The organism is Streptomyces sp. NPDC013157 (assembly GCF_042899865.1).
Taxonomy (GTDB): Bacteria; Actinomycetota; Actinomycetes; order Streptomycetales; family Streptomycetaceae; genus Streptomyces.
In genome coordinates this window covers 233,609-245,496 of record NZ_JBIBAK010000012.1, presented here as the reverse complement: position 1 = coordinate 245,496, position 11,888 = coordinate 233,609, and the positions used below count along the sequence as shown (strand labels likewise).

The following is an 11,888-nucleotide window of genomic DNA, read 5'->3' as shown; positions in this document are numbered from 1 at the left end:
GGCTGCCCCGCACAGCGATCGACCGTTCAGTGACGCGACCAAAAGGAGTCGTGGCCGATGAGTCCGCTGCAGCTCTCCATCACTGCCGCCCTCTGCATCTCCGGCATCGCCCTGCACATCTGGTCCTCCGCGCCGGACCGGGCCGGGCGCCAGTACTCTCTCCAGCTACCGGTGATCCTTCTGTACTCCCTGGCCGCGGCCCTCTTCCTGTTCTCCGCCTTCCCGGACTCGATGACCGAGGGTCGGGCCTTGGGCTTCGGGATCGGCGGGGCGGCCGGGTTCGCCGCCTTCTTCCTGCTGGCGTCGTTCACATGGCTCAGCAAGACTCGGCGTCTGGACGAGGTCTCGGCGCAGCTGAAGAAGGCGACGCGGGAGAACACCGCGCTGCGCAGGCAACTGTCGCAGCAGCGGCCGGCGGAGGACGCTCCGGGGCCCGTCCTGCAGTGCACCCGGTACGAGCTGCCGTTGCAGGGCAACCGGCGCCATCGCATCGGGATGATCACCGGGAACGTCGTCAACGTGCTGGGGACGGACGTGTGGGTCAACTCCGAGAACACACGGATGGAGATGTCACGTGTCGACGAACCCACCCTTTCCGCGACGATCCGGTACCACGGCGGCTGCCGGGACACTGCGGGCCATCTGGTACACGACACCATCGCCCTGGAGCTGGCCGAGCACATGGCGGGCCGGTCCCATGTGACGGCGGGCTCCGTGCTGGTCACGGGGCCGGGAGAGCTGCGGGAGAGCCACCAGGTCCGGCGCATCCTGCATGTCGCTGCCGTGGAGGGAGAACCCGGCTCGGGGTACCGGCAGGTCATCGACCTGGAGCGGTGCGTGCGCAACGTCCTCGCCGAGGTGGACCGGCTGGCCGCCGCCGGGGAGCCGCTGCACTCGGTGGTGCTGCCGCTCCCCGGGACCGGCGGCGGCAACAGCGACCTCGGCAAGACCGTGGATACCCTGTTGACCGCGACCGTGAGCTACTTCCGTTCCCACGCGGCATCGCGCATCCGCGTCGTCTACCTGCTCGCCTATACGGACGTGCAGGCCACCGTGTGCCGGTCCGCTCTCGACTCGGAGCCTGCGCTCGCCGGAGAGCGCGGGCTGACCCGAACCGGAGGTGATGGTCCTCAGGCCAGCATGAGCCACCTCCTGCGGAACGACTGCAACTGGTCTCTGACCTCCGGCGAACGCGTGATCGGGGAGTTGTTGACCAGGTACGTCCAGTCGTTCCACCGGCGGACGATGCGCCTGTCGATGGACCCGTTCGCCTTCTTGGCCCGGTCCACCCATTTGAGGGTGTACTTGAAAAAGGTGATGTACGGGTACTCCGAGTCCTCGGCGGCCATGGCGCGCGCCTCCTCCAGGTACGCGGCGACCTCCAGCAGGTTCTCCGTCCTGTTGTGCTCCGGCCCGCCCTCGGCGAGGTACCTTCGGAACAGCACGGTGGCCAGCGTGTTCAGCGCGAACGCGTCACGGTGCTGGGCGATGGCCTGCCGGGCCCACGAGCTGGCCGGGGCGTGCCGGCCTCGCTTGCTCGCCCCGAGAGCCCGCTGCTCCCAGTACCGTGCGTTTTCCAGGCGTACGTCTCCTGCAGTGCCTCGTACCAGGCGTCCAGGCGTTCCTCGCCCAGCCACACGGTCAGCATCTCGTGGTCGAGGAGTTGGCGCACCATACGGTAGGCGAACGTGCGCGACGAGATGGCCGCCGGGGAGATCTGCACGCCATAGTGCTGGGCGAGTTTCAGGGTGACGTTGTAGTTCTCCTGCGCGCTGAAGGAGCTCTCCAGCATGTACGAGCCAAATGCCCGGTGCCGCGGGTGGAGGCGTCCCCCGGCGACGCGGATGAAATCGGCGAGCACCGACTCGGAGTGCAGCAGGGCGTTCAGCTCGCTCGCCGACAGTCCGCAGACGGACGCCGCAGCGCCGATCGGCAGCCCGTATCCGAGGGCGGATGTGATGCACACGGCCTGGAACACCGCTCGCTCGGTCTCGCTCTTCAGGCGCGAGTAGCCCGTCCGTACCCTGGTGCGGAACCCGTCTGCCTCCTCCAGGTTCGACATCGCCGAGAAGAGGTTCCTGCGGTGCTGCTGCGTGAAGTACTCGACCTGTTCGGTGTGGCCTGCGGCGGCCACGATGCCGAGCCGTCCGTGCCCTTTGAGCTGTCGGATCAGACCCTCGATCTCCGTGTCCTTCAGCTTGTCGGAGACCTCCGCGTCGGCGAACCCCACCCGTGAAGCTGCGGCGCACCTCCCGGGCGCGCGAACGCCGTTCCACGGCCAGCAGTTTGAAGGGGATGCCCCGCTCCTTGGCGTGCAGCGCCATGTCGGCGAGGTCGCTCGCGAAGTCGGCTGCGCCCTCCACGATGAGGAGGGTCCTCGGATGCTGTCTGAGCCACCACAGGGTGGCTTCCTGGGACGGGCGCAGTTCGGGATCGAGCAGATACGGCGTCCAGTCCTGTTCCACGAGTTTCCTCGCGACCCGCAGGGCTATCGTGCTCTTCCCCGTGAACGCGGAGCCGGTCAGGCAGATGACCTTCTGCTGTTCGTCCGACATCGCCTCGCGGAAGACGCTGTCGGTGAGGACGCGGTGTGAGTCGAGGTCGCGCAGGATGTCGGAGTACAGGGGTTCGTGCCCGGCGTAGAAGTCGTGCCGGTCGTCGAGGCGGTACTCGTCGCCCGCGCGGATGGGATGCCACTGGCTCAGGAAGCTCAGCAGGTTCGGGTTGATGCGGCTGGGGTTGTCGGCCGACACGTCGGCCTGCTGGAAGTACTTCGGCCAGCTGGCCCGGACCTTGGCGAGGAACTCCTCGGCCGTGGCCTCGACCGGGATGAGGCCCCACGCACGGAAGCGTTCCTTGTCGAACTCGTCGATCGTCGGCATGACGATGACGGAGGGCTCGGAGCTGCCCTGCACACGCCCCTTCTCCAGGACGTTCTCCAGGTCGATCTCGTCGTTGAGGCTCGCGCCCAGGATGATGGTGGGCGTCTCCAGGTAGCTGTCGGCGAAGATGCTGTGCCAGCGGTGGCGCTGGGTGACCGCGTACAGGTAGGACGAGATGTCGAAGACGAGGTCGTCCATCTTCTTCGCCCAGGCGACACCGTGCAGATGGACGAGGATGACCTGGTGGCCCGAGGGCACGCGGTGGGGGTCCGTCCAGGAGACGGGGACGAGTTCCTTGGCGGTGTGGTCGGTGAACTGCTTGTTGTAGGCGTTCTCCACCGAGTCATCGATGTTCAGCGACCAGATGTACCGCCACGGGATGGAGACGAGGTCGGCGTACCACGACGGTGCGGTGCAGTTGGCGAAGCGGTCCGCCATGTAGGCCAGGACGTTCTGGCCGTCCGCCGTGACGCGTGACCTCGCCATCGAGAAGACCTGGCGCAGGTTCCCGCGCGGATTGCCGGGCAGCGAGAACGCCTTGCCCATCTCCTGCGCGAGGTCCCAGCCGCCGGGCAGTGGCCCCAGCGGCCCCTCCGAGTCCAGGCTGGCCCCGGCGCCCAGCAGCAGCTGGTACTTCGACTCGGTGATGGCCCGCATCATGCTGTCCCACTGCTCGACCGACATCCACGGCGTTGACACGACCCGTCCCCTTCCTGAGATGCGTGAGCGCGGTGCTGTGCCGGATCGTGAGCACGCCCATGACGGGTTCGAGCGGTCAGTCAGCCCTGTTCATGGGGAACGCGCATCCTCCGGTCGGGCAAATCGTATCGAGTCCGGGCCTTGGACGAGGCGGATGCGACGGCCAGGACGACCGCGTTCATGCCCTGCGGCGTCATCGTGCCGGAAGAGTGCAGGCCGAGGGCGTTGCCGGTGCAAGGAGTTCGCGGCCGCGGGCAATCGGGTGTATCTGCCGATCGCGGAGGCACGGCGGGCCCGGGGAGCGTGCGGGAGGGGGCTGGCGGGTGTGGTGTCCGTCGGTTCCCCGGCGTGGACGCGTTGGCCGGGTGTCCGGCCTGCGCCCCCTGGCCGGGGGCGCAAGCCGGGCTATTCCGGCTGGTGTTCCGGGCCTCCGAAGTCCGGGCTGGTGTAGTCCGGGCTGGTGAAGCTCGGGCGGGGGGCGGGTGCGGCGCCGTCGTCGGTGCTGAAGCCGGGACGGTCGTAACCGAGACGCGGCATCCGGCCCGCCGGGCCCGACGGGGCGGTACGGCGCAGTCCGGCCGTGCCGGAGTCGGCGGCCAGTGCTTCCCGCAGGAAGGGCACGATGCCGCGCTCCAGCAGGGCGTCCCGCCAGGCCTCCCGGGCCTTGGCCACCTCCCCGCCGGGTTCGCCGTAGGCTCCGGCCTCCAGCGAGGGGCTGTTGCGCAGTGCGGTGAGCAGCAGTCCCGCGCCGGCCATGACGATGGCGGCCGCGGCCACGACGCCGAACACCCAGCCCGCGGTGAGCATGGTCTGGGCGAACGCGGGGGCCGGGTCCAGCATCTTCAGGACGTAGCCGACGAGCAGGAAGATCGCGGCGGCGGTGCCGGCGAGCACCGGTGCCAGGACCAGCGCGAGGGCGAAGCCCCCGGCGCCGGTGGTCTCGGCGGCCTCGCCGAGGGTGGTGGCGAGCCCCATCGCGCCGCCCGTGCCCGGCTCTGCGGAGCCGGACTCCTGGACGGTGGCCGGGGTGGACCGCGCCGGATTGCGCAGTTCCTCGCGGACCTTCACATAGTGCTGGTACTCGGTCGCCGCGGCCGCCGTGATCAGTGCGGTGGCGTTGAGCGCCATGGTGCGCAGCTGTTCGGTATTCAAGTGCTGGCCTATACCGGCCAGTTCGGGACGGTACGGGGCGGAGCGCAGCGCCTCGTCGAGGATCCGCTCGTACTCCTGACGGTCCTCGCTGTGCAGGTGCTGCGGAACGCTGTTCATGTGCATCCCCCGATGCTCCGTAGGGCTGGTGGCTCGCACGCCGGCGAGCCGTCGGGCAGAAACGGAGGGGAGCCTGCTACGGATAAACCGATGGTAGAGCCGTTACGGCACGCGGTGACAGGGGGTTGCCGGAAATTGGGGGCGGCCCGTGTGTGACGTCGAGGGGATGAAACCGCCCGGTTAACGCTCAGGTATTGAGCGGGAGTTGCCTCACCAGCAGCTTTCCGGCCATGGTCACGCCGCCGTCCATGGCGATGGCGAGCCCGTCGGCGTAGACGTGCGGCCCTTCCACAACGGGACCGGTGCCCTCTTCGCCCTCCTCGGAGCCGACTTCGCCCAGCAGATAGGGAATCGGGCTGTGTCCGTGAACGATGCGGGTACCGCCGTACGTATCGAGAAGGGAACGGACGGCGTCTGCACCCCCCTCGTCGCGGAAGGAGAAGCGCTTGGTGAACTTGCGGAAGAGATCCCACACCTCGTCCGCGTCATTACGCGTGATGGTCTCGCGGACGGTGTCGTTGACCGCCTCGATCGAGTCGCCGTAGTCGAGGTAGGCGGTGGTGTCGGAGTGGACCAGCAGGTAGCCGTCGACCTCCTCGACGGCGTCCAGGCGGGCCATCCACTGCAGGTGGTGGTCCTGGAGCCGGTCCATGTCGGTCTTCTGGCCGCCGTTGAGCAGCCAGGCCGCCTGGAAGGTGGCGGTGCCCGCGCCGGAGTTGACGGGGGTGTCGCCGAACCGCTTGGCGCCGAGCAGCAGCAGCTCGTGGTTGCCCATGAGGGCCTTGCAGTAGCCGCCGGCCGCGGCCGCCTCGGCGGACAGCCGCATCACCAGGTCGATGACGCCGATACCGTCCGGACCCCGGTCGGTGAAGTCGCCGAGGAACCAGAGCCGGGCGACGCCCGCGCACCAGTGCCCGTCCGCGTCGATCAGGCCCTGCTCGCGCAGCGCGGCCATCAGCTCGTCGAAATAGCCGTGTACGTCACCGACGACGTACAGCGGGCCGGGGCCGTCCGCGGGCTGCGCGGCCGGGGCGCCGGCCGGTTCGACGGGCACCTGGAGCGTGTCGCCGCGGTTGATGACCGGCAGGTCCCGCTGGGTGGGCGTGTACCCGTCCGGATGCCCCTCGGGGTATGCGTCGTCGAAGGGCGGGACGACGTCGCCGGGGTGGGTGCTGGGGGCGTACGGACCGGTCTCGTTGACGTACCCGGGCACCCGGAAGTCGCGCAACGTCGCCGTCCGCTCCGTCTCGGGTCCCTGACCGGCCCCCTGAGTCATCAGACCCCTCCACCATCGCGCCGCATCTGCACCGCTTCGGACTGCCTGGTCGCAGCGGCCCGCGGTGTCGTGGGCCCATCATAGGAATGCCCGTCGCGCCGTGTGATGACCCAGGGGTGGTGAATCCGGGCAGGACTCCAGTTCAGCGTGGCTTTCGCCCCGGTTGGGCAGGGGTTCGACCACCCGGCGTTCGGCTGCCGGCCGCCGTCCGACGACGTGGCAGCCGTGCCGCCCCGTTCTCCGCGCGTCCGTGCTACTCCTCCTCCGGTGCCCGCGGCGGGCTGACCGTGGTGCGCTGCGCGCGTCGCTGGGAGGAGGTACGCACGATCAGTTCGGTCGGTATCACCTGCTCGACCGGATGGTCCGACTCGACCCCCTCGATCGCGTCGATGAGCAGCTGCACCACCGCCGTGCCGATGCGGCGCGGCTTCAGGGAGAGCGTGGTGATGGGAGGCTCGGTGTTGGCGTACACGGTCGACTCGCTGCAGCACACCAGCAGCAGGTCGTCGGGGACGCGCAGCCCGTAGCGGCGGGCGGCGGCGAGCAGGTCGGTGCCGTTGGGGTCGAACAGTCCGTAGACGGCGTCGGGGCGGTCCGGGCGGGCCAGCAGCCGGTCGGCGGCGACGGCGCCCGCACACGGGTCGTGCGCCGGGTAGGCCTCGTAGACCGGGTCCTGGCCGACGCGCTCGCACCAGCGCAGGTAGGCGGTGGTCGACAGGTGGGTGTACGTGTCGGTCGAGGTGCCCGTGAGCAGGCCGATCCGGCGGGCGCCCGCGTCGGCGAGATGGTCGAGGATGCCGAGTACGGCGGCCTCGTGGTCGTTGTCCACCCAGGCGGTGACCGGGAGCGAGCCGGCCGGGCGGCCGTCGGAGACCACCGGCAGGCCCTGCCGGACCAGTTCGCTGACCACGGGGTCCTGGTCGGAGGGGTCGATGACGACCGTGCCGTCCAGGGCGACGTTCGACCACACGTCGTGCCGTGAGGTGGCGGGCAGGATGACGAGAGCGTAGCCACGGGCGAGCGCGGCCGAGGTGGCGGCCCGCGCCATCTCGGCGAAGTACGCGAACTCGGTGAAGGTGAAAGGTTCATCCCCGTACGTCGTCACGGTCAGGCCGATGAGCCCCGACTTGCCGGTACGGAGGGTGCGCGCGGCGGCCGAGGGGCGGTACCCCAGCCGGTCGGCGACCTCTCTGACATGGCGGCGGGTGGCGTCCGGGAGCCGCCCCTTGCCGTTCAGGGCGTCGGAGACGGTCGTGATGGAGACTCCGGCGGCGGCGGCCACGTCTCTGATGCCCGCCCGGCCCGGCCGGCTGCCTCGCCGAGAGGTTTCCGCGCGGCTCACCTGGTGCTTCCCTGCTGCTGTCATGGCGAGCCGATAGTAGGGCTCATGCGGTGGGGTAGTGCGGACGCATATGCACGCGTTGACAGGCACGTTTCTGCAAGGTCAATTTGGGTCAACTGCCTTAGAAAGAAAGTCAGTTGAACGATCCAATGGTAAGACGTGACTTGTCGGCACGGATGGGCCTGCCAAGTGCCCGATGTTTCGAAGAGGTCTCAACTCACCTGCACGGGTGATGCGCGCTACGGCGTGAGCCACCGGCGCGTAGATATATGTAGGGCGCGCCCCCGATAAATGCGCCTTCGTGCGGTGATGCCCGTGATGCCGGTGGTACGGATGAGGTTCGCCGTTCCGGCTCCTCGTCCCCCCGGCCGCTCTGCCGGCCCGGCTCTTCGCGCCCTCTTCCGCTGTACGCAGCGGCGCCGAATCCTCATAAGGTGAGCAGTATTGGATGCCGGCGGCGCGGACGGTCCGCCGGTGGTCGCGAGGAGGACTGCGGTGAGCGAGACGAGCCCCAAGCTGCGCGCCGAGCTGGAGGGGATCCCGACCTACAAGCCGGGCAAGCCGGCGGCGGCCGGCGGCCCGGTCGCGTACAAGCTCTCCTCCAACGAGAACCCGTATCCCCCGCTGCCCGGCGTGATGGAGTCCGTCACCGCGGCCGCCTCCTCCTTCAACCGCTACCCGGACATGGCGTGCACCGGTCTGATGAACGAGCTCTCGGACCGCTTCGGCGTTCCGCTCGGTCACCTGGCCACCGGCACCGGGTCGGTCGGTGTCGCCCAGCAGCTGATCCAGGCCACCAGCGGGCCCGGCGACGAGGTGATCTACGCGTGGCGGTCCTTCGAGGCTTACCCGATCATCACGCAGATCAGCGGCGCCCGGTCCGTTCAGGTGCCGCTCACGCCCGGTGATGTGCACGACCTGGACGCGATGGCGGACGCCATCACCGACCGCACCCGCCTGGTCTTCGTCTGCAATCCCAACAACCCGACCGGTACGGTCGTGAAGCGGGCCGAGCTGGAGCGGTTCCTGGACCGGGTGCCGAGCGACGTGCTGGTGGTCCTCGACGAGGCCTACCGGGAGTTCATCCGCGATCCCGAGGTGCCCGACGGCGTCGAGATCTACCGGCAGCGGCCGAACGTCTGCGTGCTGCGGACCTTCTCCAAGGCGTACGGACTGGCCGGGCTGCGCGTCGGCTTCGCGATCGCGCACGAGCCGGTGGCGGCGGCGCTGCGCAAGACGGCGGTCCCCTTCGGCGTGAGCCAGCTCGCCCAGGAGGCGGCGATCGCCTCGCTGCGGGCCGAGGACGAGCTGCTGGGCCGGGTCGGCTCACTGGTGTGCGAGCGGCAGCGCGTGGTCGAAGCGCTGCGCGGGCAGGGCTGGACGGTGCCCGAGTCCCAGGCCAACTTCGTGTGGCTGCGGTTGGGGGAGCGTACGACCGCCTTCGCACAGCTCAGCGAGGAGCACGGGGTGGTCGTCCGGCCGTTCCCGGGCGAGGGTGTGCGGGTGACGGTCGGCGAGACCGAGGCGAACGACATCTTCCTGAAGGTGGCGGAGGCGTTCCGCAAGGATCTGTAGCGTCCGCGGGGCCTTAGGGAGGCCCCGCGGTCAACGGGTGTCAGGTGTGCGGGGTCGTACGGCCGGGATGAGGGCCGAGCGGCCCCGTTCGCATGTTCCGGAGGGGCCGGACGGCTCAAGCGCGACCCCCCTTCGATGCTCGAGAGTGAGTGCGCCATAATGGCTTGTGAATGTGAATGCATTCACAAGCGCGTCCCGTTTGCTCCGTGATGTACGTGACAAAGGGGGCACATGCCGCTGTACCACGGCGACGTAAGGAGACTGACGACGTGGACCTGGCTCTGGCGCCGGAGACACTGGCGCGCTGGCAGTTCGGCATCACCACCGTCTACCACTTCCTGTTCGTCCCGCTGACGATCTCGCTGGCCGCCCTCACGGCCGGCCTGGAGACCGCCTGGGTGCGCACGGAGAAGGAGAAGTACCTCAGGGCGACCAAGTTCTGGGGCAAGCTCTTCCTGATCAACATCGCGATGGGCGTGGTCACCGGCATCGTGCAGGAGTTCCAGTTCGGCATGAACTGGTCCGACTACTCGCGGTTCGTCGGCGACATCTTCGGTGCCCCGCTCGCCTTCGAGGCACTGATCGCCTTCTTCTTCGAGTCCACCTTCATCGGGCTCTGGATCTTCGGCTGGGACAAGCTGCCCAAGAAGATCCACCTGGCCTGCATATGGATGGTCTCCATCGGCACGGTCCTGTCCGCGTACTTCATCCTCGCGGCCAACTCGTGGATGCAACACCCCGTCGGCTACAAGATCGACAAGGCGAAGGGGCGGGCCGAACTCACCGACTTCTGGGCCGTCCTCACCCAGAACACCGCGCTGGCCCAGGCCTTCCACACGCTGAGCGCCTGTTTCCTCACCGGCGGCGCGTTCATGGTCGGCATCGCGGCCTTCCACCTGTTCCGCAAGAAGCACATCAGCGTGATGAAGACCTCGCTGCGGCTCGGCCTGATCACCGTGGTCATCGGCGGTCTGCTCACCGCGGTCAGCGGCGACACCCTCGGCAAGGTCATGTTCAAGCAACAGCCCATGAAGATGGCCGCGGCCGAGGCCCTGTGGGACGGCCAGAACTCGGCCCCGTTCTCGATCTTCGCCTACGGCGACGTGAGCAAGGGCCACAACACCGTCGAACTCTCCGTGCCGGGCGTGCTGTCGTTCCTCGCCGACGACGACTTCAACTCGTACGTGCCCGGCATCAACGACACCAACAAGGCCGAGCAGCAGAAGTACGGCGCCGGCGACTACCGGCCCATCATCCCGGTCACCTTCTGGGCGTTCCGCTGGATGATCGGCTTCGGTATGGCGTCCTTCGCCATCGGCCTCGCCGGACTCTGGCTGACCCGCAAGAAGTTCATGCTGCCGCAGCACCTGCGGGTGGGTGAGGACGAGGTGCCGAACCTGGTCCTCTTCAGGAACAAGGCGCTCAGCCCCCAGCTCGGCAGGCTGTACTGGCTGGTGGCGATATGGACGCTGGGCTTCCCGCTGATAGCCAACTCCTGGGGCTGGATCTTCACCGAGATGGGCCGCCAGCCCTGGGTCGTCTACGGCGTCCTGCAGACCCGCGACGCGGTCTCCCCCGGCGTCTCCCAGACCGAGATCCTCATCTCGATGATCACCTTCACCGCGCTCTACGCCGTTCTCGCCGTCGTCGAGGTCAAGCTGCTCGTGAAGTACGTGAAGGCGGGCCCGCCCGAGCTCACGGAGGACGATCTCAACCCGCCCACGAAGATCGGCGGCCAGACCCGTGACGCCGACAAGCCGATGGCCTTCTCGTACTAGGCCGAGGGAGACGCAGTCATGGAACTTCACGACGTCTGGTTCGTCCTGATCGCCGTCCTGTGGACCGGCTACTTCTTCCTGGAGGGATTCGACTTCGGGGTCGGCATCCTCACCAAGCTGCTCGCCCGGGACCGCCTGGAGAAGCGGGTGCTGATCAACACGATCGGCCCGGTCTGGGACGGCAACGAGGTGTGGCTGCTCACCGCGGGCGGCGCAACCTTCGCCGCCTTCCCCGAGTGGTACGCCACGCTCTTCTCCGGCTTCTACCTGCCCCTGCTGGTCATCCTGGTCTGCCTGATCGTCCGGGGCGTCGCCTTCGAGTACCGGGCCAAGCGGCCCGAGGAGAACTGGCAGCGCAACTGGGAGACCGCGATCTTCTGGACCTCGCTGATCCCGGCGTTCCTGTGGGGCGTGGCCTTCGGGAACATCGTGCATGGCGTGAAGATCGACCGGAACTTCGAGTACGTCGGCACCGTCTGGGACCTGCTCAACCCGTACGCCCTGCTCGGCGGACTCGTCACGCTGACCCTGTTCACCTTCCACGGCTCGGTGTTCACCGCGCTCAAGACAGTCGGCGACATCCGGGTGCGGGCGCGGAAGCTGGCGACCAAGGTCGGTGTCCTCACCGCCGCACTGGCACTGGTCTTCCTGGTGTGGACCCAGGCCGACAGCGGTGACGGCAAGAGCCTGGTGGCACTGGTCGTGGCGGTCGCCGCGCTGGTGGCCGCTCTCGGGGCGAATCTCCGGGGCCGCGAGGGATGGGCGTTCGCCCTGTCCGGCGTGACCATCGTGGCCGCCGTGGCGATGCTCTTCCTGTCGCTCTTCCCGAACGTCATGCCGTCGTCGCTCAACGGGGACTGGAGCCTCACGGTCACCAACGCCTCGTCGAGCCCGTACACCCTGAAGATCATGACGTGGCTCGCGGCGATCGCGACGCCGCTCGTCATGCTCTACCAGGGGTGGACCTACTGGGTGTTCCGCAAGCGGATCGGTACGCAGCACATCGCGACCGAAGCCGCGCACTGAGTCCGAGGATGGGGTGTTTCACGTGAAACACCCTCTCCGGG

Annotated in this window: 9 protein-coding genes; 3 read left to right on the top strand and 6 right to left on the bottom strand. The window is 68.5% G+C overall.

From position 1 onward, the window contains the following. Window positions 1-26 precede the first annotated feature (26 nt). The 6 genes from ACFY6U_RS32270 to ACFY6U_RS32245 form a co-directional block, all read right to left on the bottom strand. Complete coding sequence (locus ACFY6U_RS32270; protein WP_390043847.1) at window positions 27-311, bottom strand: hypothetical protein; 285 nt, start codon at window positions 309-311, stop codon at window positions 27-29. A gap of 259 nt (window positions 312-570) precedes the next feature. Beyond that, window positions 571-894 carry a hypothetical protein gene (locus tag ACFY6U_RS32265; protein WP_390043845.1) on the bottom strand — a complete coding sequence of 108 codons (324 nt, stop codon included), beginning with the start codon at window positions 892-894 and terminating at the stop codon, window positions 571-573. 236 nt (window positions 895-1,130) lie between these two features. Next, window positions 1,131-3,581 (bottom strand): SIR2 family protein, encoded by a 2,451-nt coding sequence (locus ACFY6U_RS32260; protein WP_390043843.1) that lies wholly within the window; start codon window positions 3,579-3,581, stop codon window positions 1,131-1,133. A gap of 405 nt (window positions 3,582-3,986) precedes the next feature. Next, entirely contained in the window at window positions 3,987-4,856 is an 870-nt protein-coding gene (locus tag ACFY6U_RS32255) for a hypothetical protein (RefSeq protein WP_390043841.1), read from the bottom strand. 181 nt (window positions 4,857-5,037) lie between these two features. Continuing rightward, window positions 5,038-6,126, bottom strand: coding sequence for a metallophosphoesterase (locus ACFY6U_RS32250; protein WP_390043839.1), 1,089 nt, complete (start codon window positions 6,124-6,126; stop codon window positions 5,038-5,040). A 253-nt stretch (window positions 6,127-6,379) separates the two neighbouring features. Continuing rightward, a complete protein-coding gene (locus tag ACFY6U_RS32245; protein ID WP_390043837.1) occupies window positions 6,380-7,492 on the bottom strand; it encodes a LacI family DNA-binding transcriptional regulator in 1,113 nt (370 codons plus the stop codon). Between the two features lie 471 nt (window positions 7,493-7,963). Here ACFY6U_RS32245 and hisC point away from each other — a divergent pair, with 471 nt between their 5' ends. The 3 genes from hisC to cydB all read left to right on the top strand — a co-directional run bounded on the left by hisC (window position 7,964) and on the right by cydB (window position 11,847). Then, window positions 7,964-9,043: a histidinol-phosphate transaminase gene (gene hisC, locus ACFY6U_RS32240; RefSeq protein ID WP_390043835.1), complete on the top strand. Its 1,080-nt coding sequence runs from the start codon at window positions 7,964-7,966 to the stop codon at window positions 9,041-9,043. A gap of 269 nt (window positions 9,044-9,312) precedes the next feature. Further along, window positions 9,313-10,821, top strand: a complete 1,509-nt coding sequence (locus ACFY6U_RS32235; protein ID WP_390043833.1) for a cytochrome ubiquinol oxidase subunit I — start codon at window positions 9,313-9,315, stop codon at window positions 10,819-10,821. 18 nt (window positions 10,822-10,839) lie between these two features. Then, a complete protein-coding gene (cydB, locus tag ACFY6U_RS32230) occupies window positions 10,840-11,847 on the top strand; it encodes a cytochrome d ubiquinol oxidase subunit II (protein ID WP_390043831.1) in 1,008 nt (335 codons plus the stop codon). Window positions 11,848-11,888: the final 41 nt, after the last annotated feature.

Bases quoted from the DNA above. Each gene is read 5' to 3' on its own strand.
- ACFY6U_RS32250 (WP_390043839.1), bottom strand. From the start codon at position 6,126: ATGACTCAGGGGGCCGGTCAGGGACCCGAGACGGAGCGGACGGCGACG.
- ACFY6U_RS32245 (WP_390043837.1), bottom strand. From the start codon at position 7,492: ATGACAGCAGCAGGGAAGCACCAGGTGAGCCGCGCGGAAACCTCTCGG.
- ACFY6U_RS32255 (WP_390043841.1), bottom strand. From the start codon at position 4,856: ATGCACATGAACAGCGTTCCGCAGCACCTGCACAGCGAGGACCGTCAG.
- cydB (WP_390043831.1), top strand. From the start codon at position 10,840: ATGGAACTTCACGACGTCTGGTTCGTCCTGATCGCCGTCCTGTGGACC.